The organism is Synechococcus sp. CCAP 1479/10 (assembly GCF_019038515.1).
Classification (GTDB): domain Bacteria; phylum Cyanobacteriota; class Cyanobacteriia; order PCC-6307; family Cyanobiaceae; genus Cyanobium.
Window position 1 is genome coordinate 51791 of sequence record NZ_JAFKRJ010000034.1, and the last position, 19647, is coordinate 71437.

Here is a 19647-nt window from a genome sequence, read left to right on the forward strand (position 1 = left end):
GATAAGGACTAGAACCTCACCTTCACGCCACCTCCGTAGGTGAACTGGGAGCCATTGGAGAAGGCTTCGTAGCCGAGGTTGGCATACAGCGACGTTGTGCTGGAAACCTTGAGGTCAACACCTCCTTCAACAGCCAAGGTGTTGACGCCACGATTCTCCCCCTGGGTCTGGAAGCTTCCCGCGGCTGGCGCCGAATTGAGCGACGAGGTCACCGAACGCACCCCGGAATCATTGGCAAGAGCATCCACTTGGTAGGCAACGGCCAACCTCGGGGTGATGGACACGGTGTTGGCTTTGTTGAGGGGGATTGGACTGGAGGCCAGTTCAAAGCCAAGGGTGCCCGCAAGACTGTTGGCTGCCTTGCCTTGAACAGTGAGATTCAGCGCCCCGGCGCCAGTTTCGGTGAAGGCACTTTGCTGATAACCTCCCCAGGCCACACCAACAAAGGGCTTGAGAAAGACCTGGGTGCTGGCTGTCGGTTTGGAGAGATGAACGAGATAGTCGGCATTCAGGGCCACCGTGTAGCCGCTGCCAGAGGGAGAGGCTTGTGCGGGGGAGCTGCCGCCGACGAAAACAACATTGCGACTGCCTGTGGAGTTGAAGTTGGAATACCCCACCAGGCCACGGACGCTCCACTGGCTTGAGGGCTTGTACACGCCATACAGCGAGGCGCTGTTGACCTTGGAGGTGACGCTGGCGCTGGTCAGGGACAGGTTGTTGAGGGAAGCCGTCCCGTAGCCGTAGGCCGCCCCGACGGTCCACTGAGCCGAAGGCTGGTACTCGATGCCATAGAAACTGGAGAAGATCCCGGAGTCATAGGACGAGAGACCCGCTGATCCGGTGATGCTGCTGGAGGCATTGGCAGCGCCAGCAAAGACGCAGAGGGGTTTGTGGGTCTTGGCACCCTGCTTGCCCTTGGCAGGATTGATCACCCAACCGGTGGAGGAGCACTGTCCCGCCTGATTGAGCAGGAGTTCCCTCTGCCGCTTGAGTGTTTCAAGGCCAACGCTTTGAAAAGCGGCGTAGGGCTCGGGGGAGAGCGAATCAATCGCGGCGGTGAGCTGGCCGGCGGAGGGCAGCGCCAGCAACTGGGATGTGGCGAGGAGGAAATCCGGGGAGATGCCGGCCGCCAATGCCTGGCCGGCCGTGAAGCCTGTGAAGCCGATCGGGAAGCCCACGGGGTTGGCATTGTTCGCACCCGCAAAGGCCAGCGACTGGAACACGCGGTCAAACACACCGGCGGTGGCCACCTGGTTCACGCCACCCCGGCCGAGGAACAGCATCGCCGAGGTGGTGGGGCCGAAGCCATTCGTTGGCCGCCACTGGACATCGAAGGTTCTGGGGTTGCCGTCGGCCTCCTGGACCAGAACGGTGCCGGTACGCAGCAGGGCGCTGTTGATCCCCGTCTGATTCAGGTTCAAACTGTTGGGGGTGGCGAAGCCGGTGCTGTTGGGGGCATCGACGATCACGTAGGAGAAACCGGGCCAGGGTCCGCCGCCGCCAAAGGCCGAAAGATCCGCGACCCCTGTGAAGTTGGAGACGTTGCCAGCGACGTTGATTCTGTCGTTCTGGGGCCCTTGGATTTCTGCATCAATCGTGCCTCCGTTGAGAGCCAAATTGGCGACGGATAGGACTCCGATCGAGTTCCCTGGCGCAATGATGCCGCCTGGTTGGATGGCGGTTGAGGGCAGAAAGCCCGTACCGCTAACCCTGCCGCCGGACTGGACCGTCAGGCCTGAAGAGGAGGCGATGGAGCCCAACACCCGCAGGTTGGCGCCACCGAAGACCGTGGTTGGACCGGTGTAGGTGCTGACACCCGAAAGGGACAGGGAACCACCGATGCCGCTGTTGATGAAACTGATCGGACCACCGGCCCCGGAGAACACTCCCGACAGCTCGGCGGTGTTGCCGGCGAGGTCGATGGCATTGGTGGCCTGGGTGCTGAGTGTCCAGTTCTGTGCAAAGGTTCCGGGGATGTTGATCGTGAGCGTTCCGCCGGCGAAGGTGGTGGGGATGCTGGGATCACCGATGAGGAAGGGTGCTCCTGGGACGATTCCTGCAGGAGGCACGGGGGGTACGGGAGGTACTGGTGGTACAGGAGGTACGATGAGTGGAGTAAAGACTAATGTGCGTGAAAAGTCGCGATAGAGCACTCTACCGCCAGATAGTTCCGAAAAGCTAAATCTGGAAAAACTCAGTGCATAGAGCGTGCCACCAACATTCGCTTCATACAAGGCATTAACGAACGTGACTCCCGAAAGTGTGCTGTCAAAGAAGCCAAAGACATTGGTGAACGTCTGATTGACCAATTCACCTCCCGGGGTCGATATCACAACAACCGTCGTGCCAGCCCCTCTGACGCCATTACCTGTCGGCAGGTTGAGCAGGGTTCCTGACACCGGCCCACCGGAAGGGAAAGAACCTGGATCCGCCGTGAAGGTCCAGGCCCAATCCAGGGCGTAGGCATCGCCGGGCACCAACAGGACTGCCGTCGCGATGGCGCAAAGAAACGCATTGGAAGAAAGTGAGTGGAACCTGAAACCGCCTGCTGGATGAAGCAAACTCACCCGAGTCCTGCAAATTCATAGCTTACAGACAAACGCCTTCTTACTGGTATCTGAAGATACCCAGCAATCCCTATCTCTCTTTGGCTTCATCCATCTCGGTCCAGAGCTTTGCCACGGGCAAAACCCTTCAGATTGTTCATTATGGACAGAATTCACCCGCGATTGGATGCCAATCATGCAACATGCCAGACGCGCAAGAAACCGTCACCAATGAAAACCGGGTGAGGAAGAAGCCGGGATGGAGTGAAGTCGCACTCCCATCGTCTTGGATGGTTGAGCTGATCACCATGGAGTGAACTCTCGGCAGAGAGTCAAAGTGATTGACTCACTGATCAAGAGACGCGGAACTCGCCACAGCTGGCTCCTGGCCTGTCACGGTTGGTTCCATCCACAAGGCATGGATGCAAGAGGTTCAACAGAACCAGGAATCACGGCAGAGCGTCCTGGCTGTTGAACCGCCACATAACTCACGTGCCACCTGCGGTACGGCTCACGTGCCCACCAGGTCCTGGGGAGAGAGCGATCAAGGTGGCGTGGTGCTTCCGGTGATCGAGGCGATCCGCTCGCTCACCCCCAGCGACGCTTGCGGCTCACCGCCACGCTGCCATCGAAGCCGGGAACCGGCACCTGGCACTTGCTGACCTCCACCGCCAGGGGGATGGGCCCGTAGCAGGCCTCCAGGGCGTCCAGAATCTGCTCGCTGTAGTGCTCCAGGGTGAGGCAGCAGACGGTGCGCGCCTGCTGCTGCAGCGCCGCGATGCCGCGGCCGTAGTCGTAGCCCTGGCTGAGATCGTCGCTGCGGGCCGTGGCGGCCAGATCCGCCCCCAGGGAGAAGGCCAGCTCGAACCACTGGCCGTGGCGCCGCTCCTGCTCGTAGACCCCCACATGGGCCCACACCCGCAGGCCGCGCACGTGGATCGCCTCGGTCACAGGGGCAGGGGGCGGTGGCTGAAGCTCCGCGTGCCGTCGGCGTAGTCGGCGGCGATGTGGCCCTCGCCCCGCAGCCGGTAGCGGTAGGTGACCAGCCCCTCGAGCCCCACCGGGCCCCGCGGCGGCAGGGTCTGGGTGCTGATGCCCACCTCGGCGCCGAAGCCGTAGCGGTTGCCGTCGGCGAAGCGGGTGGAGCAGTTGAGGAACACCCCGGCGCTGTCCACCGCCCGCAGGAACCGCTCAGCCGCCACCGGGTCGGTGCTGGCGATGGCATCGGTGTGGCGGGAGCCGTGACGGCGGATGTGCTCCAGGGCCGCCTCCAGGTCCTCCACCACCTTCACATTCAGGATCAGATCCGAATACTCGGTGTCCCAGGCGCCGGGCCCGGCGGCCTGATCCACCCCCAGGGCGCAGGCGCCGGCATCGCCGCGCAGCTCCACCCCCGCCGCGGCGAAGGCCGGCAGCGCCGCCTCCAGGAAGGCGGGGGCGATGATCTGGTGCACCAGCAGGGTCTCGATGGCGTTGCAGGCCGCCGGGTACTGGGTCTTGCTGTCGAGGGCGATGCGCAGGGCCAGGGCCGGGTCGGCGGCCCGATCCACAAACAGATGGCAGATGCCGTCGGCGTGGCCGAGCACGGGGATGCGGGTGTTGTCCTGAATGAAACGCACCAGGGCGTTGGAGCCCCGGGGAATGATCAGGTCCACCAGGCCGTCGAGCCGCAGCAGCCCCAGGCTCTCCTCGCGACTGGTGAGCAGCTCCAGGCAGCCGGGGTCGACGGCACTGCCGGCCAGGCCCCGCTGCAGGGCCGCCACGATCGCCTGGCAGCTGCGGCTGGCCTCCCGGCCCCCCTTGAGCAGGGCGCCGTTGCCGGAGCGGATCGCCAGCGAAGCGATCTGCATCACCGCATCGGGCCGGGCCTCGAAGATCACCCCCAGCACCCCCAGGGGCACGCTCAGCCGCTCCAGCACCAGCCCGTCATCCAGTTCGGTGTGCAGCTGACGTCGGCCCACAGGATCGTCCAGGGCCGCCACCTGGCGCACCCCGGCGATCGCCCCCGCCAGCTTGGGGCCATCCAGCTTCAGGCGCGCCACCAGGGCCGGCGCCAGCCCCTCGGCATCGGCGGCGGCCAGGTCGGCGCGGTTGGCCTCCAGGATCTCGGCGCTGGCGGCCTCGAGGGCGTCGGCCATCGCCGCCACGGCGCCGGTGCGTTCAGCGTCGCTGGTCTGGCCCAGGGCCATGGCGGCCCGGCGCACCGCCGCGGCCCGCTGCAGCAGCTGGGGGTCAGGCTCCGGCACGACGCTGGCAGGAGAAGTCATGGTCTGGCTCATGGCCCCCATCATCCCAAGCGGTCCAGCGCCAGCCGCACGGCCCCCAGCCGGCCGGCACCGTTACCCAGCTCGCAGCGGCGGATCGCCAGCCCTTCCCGGCTCACCGCCAGCACCCGCTCCTCCACCTCCCGCCAGACCGCCGGCAGGAAGTGGTGACTGGCGGCGCTGAGGCCACCGCCGATCAACACCAGCTCCGGGGTTAGCACGTAGAGCAGGGAGCTGAGCCCCACCCCAAGCAGCCGCCCGTAGGCCTCCCACACCGCCAGGGCTTCGGTGTCGCCGGCGTCGGCGCGGCGGCAGAGCTCGCGCGGATCGAGCGGGCTGAGGCGGGCCAGGCCGCCAAGGCTGCAGAACTGCTCCAGGGAGCCCCGGTTGCCGCTGCGGCACACCGGCCCGTCGGGGTCGACACCGATCAGCCCAGGCTCAGCAGCCGCGCCGCCGTGGCCGGTGAACAGGCGGCCCTCCAGCATCACCGCCCCGCCCACGCCGGTGCCCAGGGTGAGCAGCAGCACGTCGCCCACACCCCGGGCCGCCCCCAGCCAGGCCTCACCGAGCAGGGCGCCGTTGGCATCGTTGCCCATGATCACCCGCCGCTCCAGCCGGGCTTCGAGCCAGGCCGCCAGGGGCACATCCCGCCACCCCGGCAGGTTGATGGAGATCCGCGCCACCCGACCCGCCGCGTCGCAGGGCCCCGGCAGGCCGATGCCGACCCGGTCGGCGAGGCGGTCGGGGTCGATGGCTTCAACCGCCTCGGCCAGGGCCATGAACACCGCCCCCGGCACCGCCGGCTGGGGCGTGGGCACCTCGGCCTCGGCAAGCACGGTGCCCTGCTGGTCGCAGCGGGCCAGCTTGATGGCCGTGCCGCCCAGATCGATGCCGATCAGCTGGGCCTCACCGGGAGGTCGTTCGCGGGACGACGCCATCGGCGCACCCTACCCAGCGGGGGGGCGCCAGCAGCGTGGGGGCGCCGGCCCTCAGAAGCGCAGGAACACCTGCAGCAGCGACTGCCAGGCCCCCTCGGTGTCGACGGAGGTCTGCAGGTTGAAGGTGTCAGAGGCCTTGTAGGTGAGGGTCACCTGGGGGGGCACATCGGAGCGGTTCGGGGCGGCCAGCACCGACATGCTGAAGCGGTTGGTGATGTCCACACCCACCTCGGCGCCGAGCACCAGCTGGGGCGGCACCCGCCGCCGGGGGGCGCCTTCCTGCTGGGTGTCGATCGCCTGGTTCACATAGGTGGGATAGAGGGCCAGGCTCACCCGCTGGCCGAAGGCATCGCTCAGCGACGACAGCAGCGGCGAGAGAAGGGTCTGGCCCACCACCGTGGCCAGGGCGGCTCCTGCCCCGCCGCCGCTCAGGCCCGCCAGGGAGTTGCCGCCGATCAGGGCCACCAGCCGCTCCTGGGGCAGGGGCGGACTGCTGCGCAGCTTGAGGTTCTCGGCGATGCGGTCGGCGGGACCGCTCACCGACACCACCACCAGAATCAGGTTGAGCTGGTTCAGGGCCGAGAGGCCGGCCTGGTTGGGGGCGTTCTGCACCGAGGGACCCAGGTCGCCCACCCCGGAGGGGGAGAGGACGCTGAGGCTGTCGGAGATGCGGGTGCGCAGGGCGATGTCGAGGTAGGGCACCAGCCCCAGGGAGGGGGTGAAGACCGCCACGTTGGGGGCATCGGGGTCGAGGCTGAAGCTGGTGGTGAACAGGTTCAGCCGCCCCCCCAGCAGCCGCACCACCCCGGAGGCCCGAAGGGAGGGATCCAGCCGCCCGGCGATGCGCAGCTGGCCGGCCGTGGTGAAGTTGGCGATGTTGGGGATCACCACCCGCAGATCCGGCCCCAGCCGCAGGATCATGTCCTCGAAGGCCAGGTAGGGGAAGCGGGGCACCGAGGCCCGCAGGGCTTCGGCGGTGGTGGACTCCACATCGGGGCCCAGCAGCACCAGGGGCTGCTGGAAGTTCCACTTCGACTCCAGCAGCTCGGGCATGGTGCGCGGCTGGACCGGCTGGTCGGACACCGGCGCGCTGGCCGCCAGCTGGCCCGGCTGGACGTTGATGGTGCCGCGGCTGATCGCCACGTCGCCGCCGAGCACGGGAGCCAGCAGGCTGCCGCTGAGATGCAGCTGGCCGTCCCCCACCGCCGCCAGGCGCGGCACCTTGAAGGGGACCTGCTCCAGCTTCATCACCAGGGTCCGGTCCTGGGCCAGGGGCCGGAACAGCCCCAGACGGCCCTCGCCGCCCACCAGCCCCTGGGGCCCCACCCGGGCCCGGAACTCCTGCACCACCAGCTGCTCGAAGTCGAACAGGATCGTGGCGTCCACCTCCCGCACCTCCTGGCCGATGAAGCGGCAGCGGAGCTCCCGCAGCCGCAGGAAGCCGTTGGCGATCGGGTCGTCGAGGCTGCCGCGCACCAGCAGCTGCAGGTCGGCGCCGCCCTCCTGCCACTCGAAGGCCTGACCCCCCAGGCGGGTGAGGAAGCGCAGGCCATCGCCCCGGGTGGCCAGGCGCAGCTCCAGCCCCTGCTGGGAGGCCACCAGCGGGATGGTGCCCGCCAGGTCGACGCTGCGGGAAGCCCCCTCGGCCCGCAGGGCCAGATCCAGGCCGATCCCTTCGTCCTTCAGCTCCACCCTCCCCCTCTCCAGCTCCAGCGCCTGCTCCCCGAGGCGCCCCTCCACCAGCGCCAGGTCGAGACTGAGCTCGGGGCGGGGCCCCCCCAGCCGGTAACGCCCCTTGGCGGCCAGGCTGCCGCGCAGGTTGTCCGGCAGCGGGGTGAGCAGGGCCAGCAGGGAGAGGGGCAGGTCGGCGAGGCTGAAGCGGCCGCTGCCGCCGCTGAGGGGTCCCTCCAGGCGCACCTCGAACGGCTTGCCGGCCAGGGACTGGGCCCGGTCGCCCTGGTTGAACCAGAGGTGGCCGGTGGCCTTGAGGTCGGCCCTGGTGCGGGCGAAGTCCGGGCCGCTGAGCAGCAGATCGGCATCGATCCGGGCCTGCAAGCGATCCAGCCGTTCCGCCCGGCTGGCCCGGCTGGCCGCCTGCTCCCGGGCGGCGACGCGCACCTCGGCCCGGGCCAGGGCCACCAGCTGGTCGGTGACCGTGCCGGCCATGGTGTCGATCACCAGGCTGCCCAGATCACTGGCCCGGCCGCGGGCCGGGGCCGGCGCCCCGCGCCAGATGGGCCAGGCGTCGGTCAACTGGCGGAACAGCAGGGTGGACAGCTGGCGCGCCTCGAAGCGGGCCCGGAAGGGGCCCCGCCAGCGCCCGGACACCGTGGCGGCGATCGTGCCCTCGCCCAGGGGCTCGATCACGCCCTTGACCTGGTAGCGGCGGTCGTCGTACTGGACGTCGGCCTGGATGCGCCGGCCCCCCACCCCCAGGAACTCGGGCGAGAGCAGCTCCACCCGGCCGTCGAAACCGAGCGGCTGCAGCCCCAGCCGGCCGCTGCCGCTTAGGTCCCCCTGCAGGGAACGCAGGCGGCGTTGCGGGCCGGTGGCCACCGCAAGACCCCGCAGGGGGAAGGCGCGGGCCAGCCAGCGGTAGTCCGCCGGCCGGCCCTCGAGGGTCAGCACACCGCCGTCCCGTTCGATGGCGGCCCGCACCGGCTGCCAGCGGCGGTCGAGCAGGGCCGTGAGGCGTCCGTTCGGCGTCGGCGCCACCGTGGTCAGATCCAGGGAACGGTCCCGCAGGCGGCCACGCCAGGTTTCCCGCAGCAGCAGGGGGCCGGCGCCGGGTTGCTGCAGACGCAGCTGCAGGTCGGGGCGCAGCTCCGCCAGGGGCCCGGCGATCGTCCCCTCCGCATCCAGCTGGCCCTGGAGGGTGGTGCCCAGCAGGGGGTCGAGTCGGGCCAGGGGGTAGTTGCGCACATCCACCCGGGCCAGCAGCGGACCGGCCACCAGTCCTTTGCCCGGCTGGAAGGACAGGGGCAGCTGGGCCGTGGCCGCGAGACGGTCGGCCCGGAAGCGCTCCAGCCGCAGCAGCCGGTCGCTCCACACCAGCGCCGCCTGCCAGGGGCCGAGCAGCCGCTGGGAGGCCTGGCCCGTCTCCAGCCGCAGGCGCGGCGTCGCCAGCGGGCCGTCCACCCGCAGGCGACCGGCCAGGGGCTGGCGCGCCCACACCGGCAGGCGGGAGGCGGCGGCAACGTCATCGGGATCGAGGAGCCAGCGGGCCTCCAGGGCCAGGGAGCGGCCGACGCTGCCGCTGGCCCGCACGCTGGAGCTCCCCAGCCGGCCATCGAGCCGGGTGAGGCGCAGCAGACCCTGTCCCCAGCTCCCCTGCAGATCGGCCTTGATGGGCTGGCGACCGAGCGGATGGCGGGGCGGCGGCTGGGCTTCCAGCTGCACGGCCAGGCGGCGATCGGCGTCTGCCCTGGCCGTCAGGCGGCCGCCCCAGGGGCCGAACCGCCAGGCGCTGGCGGGCAGGATCAGGGCCCGGTCACGGCAGCTCAGGGGCAGCCGCTGGGCCGTCAGGGGCGTGGCGCCGGTCCCCAGCCGCCAGCGCACGTCCCGCAGCTCCAGGCCCCCCTCGCAGCGGGCCAGGCCCCGCTGGATCCGCAGCCCCACCCGTCCATCGGCCTCCCCGGCGAGGCTGCCCCCGGCCCGATCCCCCGCCGGCAGCAGCGGCCGCAGCAGGGCCAGCGGCAGGCGGCGGGCCGTCAGCCGGCCCTGCCACGTCTGCTTCTGCCACTGGCCCTCACCGTCCAGCCGCAGCGAGCCGCCGCCCTGGCCGGCGGGGGGCGCCAGGCGCAGGCCCAGATCGATTTCGCGGCGGTGCAGGCGCACGGCCACCTGGCCGGACAGCTTCAGGTCGAGGGGCAGGGCCGTGGCTCCGGCGCCCCGGACCCGCAGGTCGGCGGGCTGGAGCAGGCCCAGGCGCAGGTCGATCCGCGGCGGCTCACGCCCCGGGGGGACGGAGCCCAGCACCCAGAACTGGCCGGTGGCGTTGCGGCGCAGCTCGGCCCGGGCCCGTTCCAGCCCCACATCCAGCACCAGCCCGCGCAGCCCCAGGCTGGCCAGCGGGTCGAGACGCACCCGCACGCCCTCCACCCTGACGGTGGAGGCGTCCCGGGGACCGGGCAGGAAGCGGCTGGGACCGACCCAGAGACCGTCGGCCTTCAGGCCCCGGTAGGGACCAAGGACCATGGGACGGCCCATGGCCGTTCCGATCTGACGCTCCAGGGTGGGCCGGAAGCGGCCGTAGAGGCCGGCGACCATGCGATCGAACCAGAAAACCCCGACCCCCAGGCCCGCCCCCAGGAAACCGACGGCGAGAAGCCCCTTCCACACACGCCGGCGGGCAGGCCAGGGCCGACTGTCAGGCTTCCATCGCATCCACCGGGGTCGGTCGCCGTCCATGGGCGGCCGCAATATAGGGGGCTTGTCACGCCTTCCCCAGCCCCATGGCCGCTGATCCGATCCTGCTCGTGGCCGGTACCTGGCTGGGTGCCGCCAGCGGGGTGCTGGCGGTGCTCACCATCGCCGGATTCCTCGCCCGCTGGGGCATCCGCTTCCGCCTGGTGGGGATCACCAGCTTCACGGCCCTGCTGGCGCTCTCCTGCCTCGCCTTCTCGATCAGCTACAACCCGCGGGTGAGCGTGCCGGGGGCGATCCAGGTGCCGGTCGTGTTCGACAACGGCACCGATCTGGTCATCGCCGCCGCACCGACGAGCCTTGAGGCCGAGGCGGTGGCCCCCACCCTCGACCAGGTGGCCCGCAACCTCCGCGGCGGCGGCCGTGGCAGCGGCGGCGAAGTGCGGGTGCGGCTGCGCCGGGTCGAAGCCGTCGAGCCCGGGCTGGCACGGCCCGTGGTGCTGGCCGAAACCACCAGGGATCTGGCGGCCCGCAGCCCCGGCGACGCCGCCTGAACCCCGGTGGCCCACCCCTTCCGGCCAGCGGCCCACCTGAAAAGGGAGCAGCAGCGCCTGCGCCGGGAGGGCATCGCGAGCTGGGAGGAGGTGGCCGGCCTGGATGACGCCCGCCTGCGTGACCTGGCCGCTTCGGGCGAGGCCAGCGAGGCCCGCCTGATTCGCCTGCGCGGCCAGGCCCGGCTGGTGAGCGCGGTGGGTCTCGCCCCGGAGGAGGCGGCCCTGCTGCTCCATGGGGGGATCGCCAGCCCCGCCGGACTCGCCGCCGCCGATCCGCAGCAATTGCTGCTGCAGCTGGGCCGCCTGCAGCGGCGTCTCACCGGCTCGGCCGTCCCCCCGGTCGACCTGCCGCTCGTCCTGTCCTGGATCCGCCGGGCCCGGGCGGCCTCCGGTCGCTCCCCGAACTGACCCTCCGCTCCTGCGCTGCCCCGGCGGGGGTGACTGGAATAGGGGAAACGGACGGAGGCAGTGATGCCCCGAACAACCCGACTTTCTCCCCCCAGAGCCACGAACCACCCCCTTCGCGACGACCGCCGCCACCCCCTGAGCACCCGACTGCGCCCCTTCCTCACCGCCCTCGTCTGCGCCGCCTGCCTGGGCGCCGTGGCGGTGCCCACCGCACGGGCCCAGTCCGCGCTGCTGGAATCGGTAAAGCAGAACCCGGCCCTGGCCCAGAGCCTCTGCCAGCAGTTCCAGCAGCTGAACGCCCAGGGCGTCTCGGCCACCTCCAAGGCGTCGATCGCCAGCCTGGCCAGCAGCCGCGGCCTGAGCCCCATGGATGCGGAGGTGCTGGCCACCTATGTGATCGGCCTGCACTGCTCCACGGTGTTCTGATCCCCGTGGTCCGGGCCCGGGACGCCACCCTGCAGCTGGCGGATGGGGTCCGGCTGGTGAGCCGCGTCTGGCAACCCGACGGGGAGGGCCCCTGGCCGGTGCTGGTGATGCGCCAGCCCTACGGGCGGGCGATCGCCTCCACCGTCACCTACGCCCATCCCAGCTGGTACGCCGGCCATGGGTTTCTGGTGGTGGTTCAGGACGTGCGGGGCCGCGGTGGATCGGAGGGCGACTTCGGCGGCTTCGCCCAGGAGGCGGCCGATGGGGCCGCCACGATCCGCTGGGCCCGGGCCCTGGCGGGCAGCAACGGCCGGGTGGGCACCTACGGCTTCTCCTACCAGGGCCTGACCCAGCTGCTCAACACAGGCGGCGAGGGCGGCGCCGGCGACGCCCTGCCGGACTGCCTCGCCCCGGCCATGTGCGGCCTCGATGAGCGCCTCCACTGGGCCAGCGAGGGGGGAGCCCACTGGTGGGGCCTGGGCCTGGGCTGGGCCCTGCAGCTGGCGGCGGAGGGGTGCCGGCGCCGGGGCGACGCGGCCGGCTGGCGCCAGATCCGCCGCAGCCTCCAGCACGGGGACTTCACCGAGGAGGGGCTGGCCCTGCTGGAACGCCACGATCCCGGCGGCATGGGCCTGGGCTGGCTGCGGCGCGACCCCGCCCGCCCGGAGGGCTGGACGGTGCACCCCGTGGCGGCGGCCCTGCTGCGGCGGCCCCTGCTGCTGATCGGCGGCTGGCACGATCCCCATCTGCGTGGGGTCCTCGACCTCTGGCAGCGGGCCCGCAGCGCCGGCGGCGACCCCCGGCTGGTCATCGGCGCCTGGAGCCATCTCGACTGGCGCGGAGGACTCGACCGCGAGCTGCTGGCCTTCTTCCGCCGCCATCTGCAGGAACCGCTGCCCCGCCAGAGCCTGGAGGAGCCCGCCGCTCCCGGGGCCGCCGCATCGGCCCCGATCCGCCTGCAGTGCGCCGCCACGGCCGCCTGGCACAGCCTCAGCCCCGCGGCGGCCGCCAGCCCCGCGGCGTCGGCGGCCGTCGGCTGGTCGCTCCACTCCACAGGCCTGGCGGCGATCCGCTGCGACGAGGGGGAACTGCGGCCCCTGGCAGCGGCGGGGCCGGCGGCTGGCGGCACGGCCTCGGGCGGCACGGTGGTGATCGTCCACGACCCCTGGCGGCCGGTGCCGGGCCGGGGCGGCCACCTGGGCCCCGAACCGGGGCCGGTGGAGCGGGCCGATCTCGACCGGCGCGGCGACGTGGCCTGCTTCAGCACCGCCCCGCTGGAGCAGGCCCTCTGGCTGCTGGGAACCTTCCGCCTGCGGCTGCGGGTGAGCGCCGACCAGCCCAGCTTCGATCTCTGCGCCGCCCTCTCGGAGGTGTCTCCGGACGGGAGCTCCGTGCGCCAGCTGAGCACCGGCCTGGCCCGCTTCGGGCCCACGGCGGCGGCGGGCGACGCTCCCCGCACCCTGACCCTGCAGCCCCTGGCCACGCTGGTGGCCGCCGGCCAGCGGCTGCGGCTGTCCCTGGCGGGGGCGGCCTGGCCCCAGATCGCCGTCAACCCCGGCGACGGCAGCCTGCCGGCGGGGGGCAGCGGGTGCGGGCACCGGGTGATCAGCCTGACGCTGGAGCTGGAGGGCGCCCACCTGGGCCTGGAGCCCCTGATTCGGGCAAACTGAGCCGACCCGAACCCCGCCGCCCATGCCGCGTCCCCAACCGCGCCGAGCCCTGATCGGCCTGCTGCTGCTGCTGGGCAGCCAGGCCCTGCTGGCACCGCGCGGGGCCTGGGCCCAGGCCGACCCGGCTCCGGCCACCAGCGGCCAGCCCAGCGCGGCCCTGAGCGAGGCCCAGGCACGGGCGGCGGCCGAGCGAATCCTGACCACGATCCGCAACGGCGACGCCCAGGCCCGCTTCAACCAGTTCTCCCCGGCCCTGCAGAGCGTCAGCAGCCCCAGCATGGTGGCCGCCACCATGAAGACCCAACCGAAGCTGCTGCGCTGGGCCATCCGCAGCATCCAGCCCGGCTTCGACTCGAGCACGGTCGAGGCCACCCTGTTCACCAGCGCCGGTGAGCGCGACCTGCTGATGGTGATCGACGGCCAGGGCCGGATCGACGGCTACCACTTCAACGTCACCGACCAGCCGGCCGAGAAGGTGGTGCGTGACTTCATCACCGCCCTCGCCAGCGGCCACTTCATCTCCGCCAGCAGCTTCCTGTCGCCGCTGATGCAGGAGCAGATTCCCCAGGGCCAGCTGCAGCAGAAATGGCTCAATCTGCAGCGCATCACCGGCAATTTCGTCCGGGTGAAGCGCATCAACCGCGCCGAGAGTACGCCGGAGATGCGTCTGGTGATCGTCAACACCGAGTTCAACCGCCTCACCGACAACCTCTTCGTCACCCTGGATTCCGAGAACCGGATCATCGGCGTGGATTTCCCCACCGATCCCGCTCCTCCGTCGCCGCCGCGCTGAGCCGGCCCTCCCACCGACGTAAGCTCCCGGCGCATGCACGCCTCCTCTTCCATGGCCCTGCCCAGCCTCGAATGGATGGTTGAGGATGCCCGCCGGCTGGCGGAATGCCGCCACGACCATCCCTTCTCGGTGCTCGGGCCCCAGCCCCTCGATGACAGCGGCTGGGTGGTGCGGGTGTGGATGCCGGACGCCCACACGGTGGAACTGCTCCATGGCGGCGAGCGGCTGGCCATGGCCAACCCCCACCACCCCTGGATCTTCGAGACCCGCGTCGACGCCGATCCCGGCTGCGGCTATCGCGTCCATGTCAGCCGCGGCGGCATCGAGCACGAGCAGCACGATCCCTGGGCGTTCCGCCACGAGTGGATGGGGGAACTGGACCGCCACCTGTTCGCCGAGGGCAATCACCACCACATCTGGCGGCGCATGGGCGCCCATGTGATCGAGCGCGACGGCGTCACCGGGGTGCAGTTCTGTCTTTGGGCCCCCAATGCCCGCAGCGTCGCCCTGCTGGGTGATTTCAACGGCTGGGACGGCCGCCATCACCCCATGCAGCAGCGCCTCGGGGGGATCTGGGAGCTGTTCATCCCCGGCCTGGGCGCCGGCCAGATCTACAAGTACGAGGTGCGGGCCCAGAACGGCCACTGCTATCAGAAGGCCGACCCCTACGGCTTCCGCCACGAGGTCCGGCCGAACACCGGTTCGGTGGTGGCCGAACTGGGCCGCTACCAGTGGAACGACGGCACCTGGATCGAGGAGCGGGATGGCCGCGATCCCCTGCCCCATCCCATCGCGGTGTACGAGATGCACCTGGGCAGCTGGATGCATGCCGCCGCCGACCAGCCCTTCATCGAAGCCGACGGCAGCCCCCGGCCCCCGGTGTCCGCCGCCGATCTGAAGCCGGGCGCCCGGCTGATGACCTATCCGGAACTGGCCGACAAGGTCATCCCCTACGTCAAGGCCCGCGGCTTTACCCACATCGAGCTGATGCCGGTCTCCGAGCATCCGTTCGACGGCTCCTGGGGCTATCAGGTCACCGGCTGGTACGCCCCCACCAGTCGCTTCGGCAGCCCGGACGAGTTCCGGGCCTTCGTCGACCGCTGCCACGCCGAAGGCATCGGCGTGATCCTCGACTGGGTGCCCGGCCACTTCCCCAAGGACGGCCACGGCCTGGCCTTCTTCGATGGCGCCCATCTCTACGAGCATGCCGATCCCCGCATCGGTGAGCACAAGGAGTGGGGCACGCTGATCTTCAACTACAGCCGCAACGAGGTGCGCAACTTCCTCGTCGCCAACCTCATCTACTGGTTCGAGGAATTCCACATCGACGGCATCCGCGTCGATGCCGTGGCCTCGATGCTCTACCGCGACTACCTGCGTCCGGACGGGCAATGGCTGCCCAACGAGCAAGGCGGGCGCGAGAACCTGGAGGCGGTGCGCTTTCTGCAGCAGGCCAACCACGTGCTGTTCCAGCACTTCCCCGGCGCCCTCTCGATCGCCGAGGAATCCACCACCTGGCCGATGGTGACCCAGCCCACCGACATGGGCGGCCTGGGGTTCAACCTCAAGTGGAACATGGGCTGGATGCACGACATGCTCGATTACTTCGAGCTGGATCCCTGGTTCCGCCAGTTCCACCAGAACCACGTCACCTTCTCGATCTGGTACGCCTTCACCGAGAACTTCATGCTGGCCCTGAGCCACGATGAAGTGGTGCACGGCAAGAGCAACCTGCTCCACAAGATGCCGGGCGACGACTGGCAGAAGTTCGCCAACGTGCGTGCCCTGCTGGCCTACATGTGGACCCACCCCGGCAAGAAGACGATCTTCATGGGGATGGAGTTCGGCCAGCGGGCCGAATGGAACGTCTGGGGCGATCTGCAGTGGGAGCTGCTCCAGTACGAGGCCCACAACGGCCTGCTCAACCTGGTGGACGACCTCAACGTCTTCTACAAATCGGAGCCGGCGCTGTGGGGCGACGACTTCGACCAGTACGGCTTCCAGTGGATCGACTGCAACGACAACCGCCATTCGGTGATCAGCTTCATGCGCCGCGACAGCGGCAGCGGCCGCTGGGTGGTGGTGGTGGCCAACTTCACCCCCCAGAGCCATTCCCACTACCGGGTCGGCGTCCCCCTGGAGGGCTTCTACGCGGAGGTCTTCAACACCGACAGCAGCCGCTACGGCGGCAGCAACCTCGGCAACCTGGGCGGCCGCTTCACCGACGCCTGGGCCATCCACGACTACGAGAACTCGCTGGAGCTCTGCCTGCCGCCCCTGAGCGTGGTGGTGTTCCGTCTCGACGAGTCCCGCAGCCTGCAGCGGCCGGCCATCGGCGAGGGCTGAGCGCTCCGGTGGCGCCCATGCCACGACTGGTGACAGGAGTGGCCGGAGGCCGGGGGTGCTCGGTTAGGTTTCGCCGTTGACCTTCCGACCGGCCCCATGACCGAATCCGCCCCCCTGCTGCTGCGCGCCGCCCGAGGTGAGCAGGTGGAGCGGCCGCCGGTCTGGATGATGCGCCAGGCGGGCCGCTACATGAAGGTGTACCGCGACCTGCGCGACCGCCATCCCGGCTTCCGCGAGCGCTCCGAGAACCCCGATCTCTCCTACGAGATCTCGATGCAGCCCTTCCACGCCTTCCGTCCCGACGGCGTGATCCTCTTCTCCGACATCCTCACGCCCCTGCCGGGCATGGGCATCGACTTCGACATCATCGAGAGCCGGGGGCCGATCATCGAGCCCGCCATCCGCAGCCAGGCCCAGGTGGATGCACTGCGGCCCCTCGATCCGGCCGAGGCCCTGCCCTTCGTGGGTGAGGTGCTGGGCCGGCTGCGGGCCGACGTGGGCAACGCCGCAGCGGTGCTCGGCTTCGTCGGCGCGCCCTGGACCCTGGCCGCCTATGCGGTGGAGGGCAAGAGCTCCAAGACCTATTCGGTGATCAAGGCGATGGCCTTCCAGGAGCCCGCCCTGCTGCACCAGCTGCTGGGTCACCTGGCCGATTCGATCGCCACCTACGTGCGTTATCAGATCGACAGCGGCGCCCAGGTGGTGCAGCTGTTCGATTCCTGGGCGGGGCAGCTGAGCCCGATCGACTACGACGTGTTCGCGGCCCCCTACCAGAAGCGGGTGATCGACCAGGTGAAGGCCACCCACCCCGACACCCCCCTGATCCTCTACATCTCCGGCAGCGCCGGCGTGCTGGAGCGCATGGCCGCCACCGGGGTGGACTTCATCTCCCTCGACTGGACCGTGGACATGGCCGATGGCTGCGCCCGCCTGCCCCAGCACCTGGGCGTGCAGGGCAACGTGGACCCCGGCCTGCTGTTCGGCACCCCCGAGGCGATCCGCGAGCGGATCCTCGACACGGTGCGCAAGGCCCGCGGCCGTCGCCACATCCTCAACCTGGGCCACGGCATCCTGCCCGGCACCCCTGAGGACAACGCCCGCGTCTTCTTCGAGACCGGCAAGGCCGTCAACGAGCTGCTGGGGGCCGCTGTTTGAGCGCCCCCACCTCCGGGCCCCAGCGGATCCTGATCACCGGCGCCAGCGGCTGCGTCGGCCAGTACATCGCTGAAAACCTGCTGGCCAACAGCGACGCCCACCTGCTGCTGCTGCTGCGGGATCCCGCCAAGCTCAGCGCCGTCCCCGCCGACCACCCGCGCATCACCCTGCTGGTGGGCGACCTGCGGGAGCTGGGTCCCCACGCCGCCGCCATCGCCAGCGCCGACCGGATCATCCACACCGCCACCGCCTGGGGGGATCCCGAGCGGGCCCAGGCGGTGAACGTGGTGGCCGTGAAGGAGCTGCTGCGGCTCACCGACCCGGATCGCCTGCAGCAGGTGATCTACTTCTCCACCGCGAGCATCCTCGACCGCCGGCTGCAGCTGCTGCCGGAGGCCATGGACTACGGCACCGAGTACATCCAGACCAAGGCCACCTGCCTGCAGGACCTGGAGCGCCACCCCCTGGCGCCGAGGATCGTGGCCGTGTTCCCCACCCTGGTGTTCGGTGGCGCGGTGGCCGGCGCCGATCCCCACCCCACCAGCTACCTCACGGCCGGGCTCAAGGAGGCCTTCGGCTGGCTGTGGCTGGCCCGCTGGCTGCGCACCGACGCCAGCTTCCACTTCATCCACGCCGCCGACATCGCCACCGTCTGCGCCCACCTGGCCACCACCCCCCACGGCCCCAATCCCGAGCCCGACCAGGGTCCGGTGAGGCGGCTGGTGCTGGGCCAGGCGCCGATCACCATCAACGGCGCCGTGGCTTCCCTGTGCCGCTGGCGGCGGGTGTGGGTGCCCCCGATCGGCATCGATCTGCGCGGCTGGCTGATCGAGGGGCTGATCAAGCTGCTGCGCATCGAGGTGAATGCCTGGGACCGTTTCTCGATCCGGCAGCGCCACTTCGTGCACCAGCCGGTGAGCCCGCCCGAGCGCTTCGGCCTGGTGAGCTTCGCCCCGACCCTCGAGGCGGTGCTGGAGACGGCGGGGGTGCCCCACCGGGGCCGCTGAATTGTTGCGAATGTGTCGGAGGCCCCCACCGGGGGGCGGCCATTGCCTAATTTGTGCCCGTTGCAAGTGCCTTCAGGCACCTTCCGTTGCACCCTCCCATGCGTCGTCTTCTTTCCCTCTTCGCTCTCTGCCTGGCGCTGGTGCTGGGTGCCGCCCCGAGCTTCGCCGCCGATGCGGCCCACGGCGGCCAGATCTTCTCCGCCAACTGCGCCGCCTGCCACATGGGCGGCGGCAACGTGGTCAACGCCGAGCGCACCCTCAAGGCCGATGCCCTGGCCTCCTACCTGGCCAACTACGACGCCGGCCACGAGGCCGCCATCGCCTACCAGGTGACCAACGGCAAGAACGCCATGCCCGCCTTCGGCGGCAAGCTCAGCGAGGGTGACATCGCTGACGTGGCGGCCTACGTCGAGGACATGGCCTCCAAGGGCTGGGCCTGATCCCAGGCTGGGCCTGGTCCTGCCGCACCCTCCTTTCCCTTGACGGCGACTCCAGCTGTCCTGAGCCCCGGCAGTGCCGGGGCTTTTTCATGGCTCAGCTGAGGGCACGACGGGCGGCCAGCACCGCCAGGTAGAGCTCCTCGGGCACCTCACGGATGTCGTACTCGCTCGGCAGCATCCCGTGGACATGGCGGTGCACCACCCGCCAGCAGTCCCGCTCCGGCTCGGCCGCACCGCCCAGCGAGAGGGACGCTTGGGCCAGGTCGGCCACCAGGGCCTGGTCGTCGGCGGGAGAGGGCATCGGAGACGGGATGGCTGCAGAGGCGAGAATGGGGCGCAGCCGAGCTCCCATCATGGCGATCCCCATTTCTGCCGGGCTGCTGCCGGGCCTGCTGGGGGGCCTGCTGTCGGCAGGGATGCCCCTGGCCGTGATGGCCGCCGCCGCGGCACCCGCCCTGGCCCAGGGGCAGAGTCCCAACCAACCCCTGGCGATTGAGGCCAAACCCGGGCTGTCGCCTGCCCCCTGCCGACTGGTGGTGCCCCGAAGCGAAGCGGTGCTCCAGCCGCTGCGGATCCACCCGTCCCAGGTGGCCCAGAAGAACGGCATGGGCTGCCTGTCGGCGGCCGATGCTCTCTACGGCCCGGACGGCTGCCCCAGCCAGCTCTGCGGCCAGCAGCGCGGCTACCAGGTGCCCATGCCCGCGTTCGTGGGCCCCTAGCTCCTGGGCCGGGCGG

General features: G+C 70.4%; 16 protein-coding genes. 10 read left to right on the forward strand and 6 right to left on the reverse strand.

What is annotated here, in order from left to right; translation table 11 throughout:
* Nucleotides 1-8 precede the first annotated feature (8 nt).
* From KUG39_RS12780 to KUG39_RS17620, 5 genes are all read right to left on the reverse strand, one after another.
* On the reverse strand, nucleotides 9-2567 hold the full coding sequence (locus KUG39_RS12780) for an autotransporter family protein (protein ID WP_216915400.1): 2559 nt from the start codon (nucleotides 2565-2567) through the stop codon (nucleotides 9-11).
* A gap of 567 nt (nucleotides 2568-3134) precedes the next feature.
* Nucleotides 3135-3497, reverse strand: a complete 363-nt coding sequence (locus KUG39_RS12785) for a dihydroneopterin aldolase (protein WP_190611710.1) — start codon at nucleotides 3495-3497, stop codon at nucleotides 3135-3137.
* Entirely contained in the window at nucleotides 3494-4813 is a 1320-nt protein-coding gene (locus tag KUG39_RS12790) for a glutamate-5-semialdehyde dehydrogenase (RefSeq protein ID WP_216915402.1), read from the reverse strand. The genes KUG39_RS12785 and KUG39_RS12790 overlap by 4 nt, the downstream gene beginning before the upstream one ends.
* 20 nt (nucleotides 4814-4833) lie before the next feature.
* The gene (locus KUG39_RS12795; protein WP_216915404.1) at nucleotides 4834-5748 is read right to left on the reverse strand and encodes an ROK family protein; all 915 of its coding nucleotides are present in this window, start codon (nucleotides 5746-5748) and stop codon (nucleotides 4834-4836) included.
* A gap of 51 nt (nucleotides 5749-5799) precedes the next feature.
* A complete protein-coding gene (locus KUG39_RS17620; protein ID WP_216915406.1) occupies nucleotides 5800-10089 on the reverse strand; it encodes a translocation/assembly module TamB domain-containing protein in 4290 nt (1429 codons plus the stop codon).
* Nucleotides 10090-10202: 113 nt separating this feature from the next.
* Between KUG39_RS17620 and KUG39_RS12805 the strand changes: the two genes are divergently transcribed.
* From KUG39_RS12805 to KUG39_RS12845, 9 genes are all read left to right on the forward strand, one after another.
* Complete coding sequence (locus tag KUG39_RS12805) at nucleotides 10203-10667, forward strand: DUF2518 family protein (protein WP_094585084.1); 465 nt, start codon at nucleotides 10203-10205, stop codon at nucleotides 10665-10667.
* A gap of 6 nt (nucleotides 10668-10673) precedes the next feature.
* Nucleotides 10674-11075: a DUF4332 domain-containing protein gene (locus KUG39_RS12810; RefSeq protein ID WP_094585083.1), complete on the forward strand. Its 402-nt coding sequence runs from the start codon at nucleotides 10674-10676 to the stop codon at nucleotides 11073-11075.
* Nucleotides 11076-11138: 63 nt separating this feature from the next.
* Nucleotides 11139-11501 carry a DUF8664 family protein gene (locus KUG39_RS12815; protein ID WP_353615214.1) on the forward strand — a complete coding sequence of 121 codons (363 nt, stop codon included), beginning with the start codon at nucleotides 11139-11141 and terminating at the stop codon, nucleotides 11499-11501.
* A gap of 5 nt (nucleotides 11502-11506) precedes the next feature.
* Nucleotides 11507-13171 carry a CocE/NonD family hydrolase gene (locus KUG39_RS12820; RefSeq protein ID WP_216915408.1) on the forward strand — a complete coding sequence of 555 codons (1665 nt, stop codon included), beginning with the start codon at nucleotides 11507-11509 and terminating at the stop codon, nucleotides 13169-13171.
* A gap of 22 nt (nucleotides 13172-13193) precedes the next feature.
* Nucleotides 13194-13964, forward strand: coding sequence for a DUF3887 domain-containing protein (locus tag KUG39_RS12825; RefSeq protein WP_094587146.1), 771 nt, complete (start codon nucleotides 13194-13196; stop codon nucleotides 13962-13964).
* 51 nt (nucleotides 13965-14015) lie between these two features.
* Nucleotides 14016-16310 (forward strand): 1,4-alpha-glucan branching protein GlgB, encoded by a 2295-nt coding sequence (glgB, locus tag KUG39_RS12830; RefSeq protein ID WP_216915410.1) that lies wholly within the window; start codon nucleotides 14016-14018, stop codon nucleotides 16308-16310.
* Nucleotides 16311-16406: 96 nt separating this feature from the next.
* Nucleotides 16407-17465 (forward strand): uroporphyrinogen decarboxylase, encoded by a 1059-nt coding sequence (gene hemE / locus KUG39_RS12835; RefSeq protein ID WP_094587142.1) that lies wholly within the window; start codon nucleotides 16407-16409, stop codon nucleotides 17463-17465.
* Complete coding sequence (locus KUG39_RS12840; protein WP_190611724.1) at nucleotides 17462-18472, forward strand: NAD-dependent epimerase/dehydratase family protein; 1011 nt, start codon at nucleotides 17462-17464, stop codon at nucleotides 18470-18472. Before hemE ends, KUG39_RS12840 begins: the two co-directional genes overlap by 4 nt.
* A 98-nt stretch (nucleotides 18473-18570) precedes the next feature.
* On the forward strand, nucleotides 18571-18912 hold the full coding sequence (locus KUG39_RS12845) for a c-type cytochrome (RefSeq protein ID WP_015107789.1): 342 nt from the start codon (nucleotides 18571-18573) through the stop codon (nucleotides 18910-18912).
* 94 nt (nucleotides 18913-19006) lie between these two features.
* On the opposite strand, the gene KUG39_RS12850 is transcribed toward KUG39_RS12845, so the two are convergent.
* A complete protein-coding gene (locus KUG39_RS12850) occupies nucleotides 19007-19213 on the reverse strand; it encodes a DUF8662 family protein (protein WP_094587138.1) in 207 nt (68 codons plus the stop codon).
* 52 nt (nucleotides 19214-19265) lie between these two features.
* On the opposite strand from KUG39_RS12850, the gene KUG39_RS12855 reads away from it, so the two are divergent.
* On the forward strand, nucleotides 19266-19631 hold the full coding sequence (locus KUG39_RS12855; RefSeq protein ID WP_216915412.1) for a hypothetical protein: 366 nt from the start codon (nucleotides 19266-19268) through the stop codon (nucleotides 19629-19631).
* Nucleotides 19632-19647: the final 16 nt, after the last annotated feature.

Coding starts and splice junctions, on each gene's coding strand:
- KUG39_RS12790 (WP_216915402.1), bottom strand. CDS start 4,813: ATGACTTCTCCTGCCAGCGTCGTGCCGGAGCCTGACCCCCAGCTGCTG.
- KUG39_RS12795 (WP_216915404.1), bottom strand. CDS start 5,748: ATGGCGTCGTCCCGCGAACGACCTCCCGGTGAGGCCCAGCTGATCGGC.
- KUG39_RS12805 (WP_094585084.1), top strand. CDS start 10,203: ATGGCCGCTGATCCGATCCTGCTCGTGGCCGGTACCTGGCTGGGTGCC.
- hemE (WP_094587142.1), top strand. CDS start 16,407: ATGACCGAATCCGCCCCCCTGCTGCTGCGCGCCGCCCGAGGTGAGCAG.
- KUG39_RS12815 (WP_353615214.1), top strand. CDS start 11,139: ATGCCCCGAACAACCCGACTTTCTCCCCCCAGAGCCACGAACCACCCC.
- KUG39_RS12825 (WP_094587146.1), top strand. CDS start 13,194: ATGCCGCGTCCCCAACCGCGCCGAGCCCTGATCGGCCTGCTGCTGCTG.
- KUG39_RS12845 (WP_015107789.1), top strand. CDS start 18,571: ATGCGTCGTCTTCTTTCCCTCTTCGCTCTCTGCCTGGCGCTGGTGCTG.
- glgB (WP_216915410.1), top strand. CDS start 14,016: ATGGCCCTGCCCAGCCTCGAATGGATGGTTGAGGATGCCCGCCGGCTG.
- KUG39_RS12855 (WP_216915412.1), top strand. CDS start 19,266: ATGGCGATCCCCATTTCTGCCGGGCTGCTGCCGGGCCTGCTGGGGGGC.
- KUG39_RS12850 (WP_094587138.1), bottom strand. CDS start 19,213: ATGCCCTCTCCCGCCGACGACCAGGCCCTGGTGGCCGACCTGGCCCAA.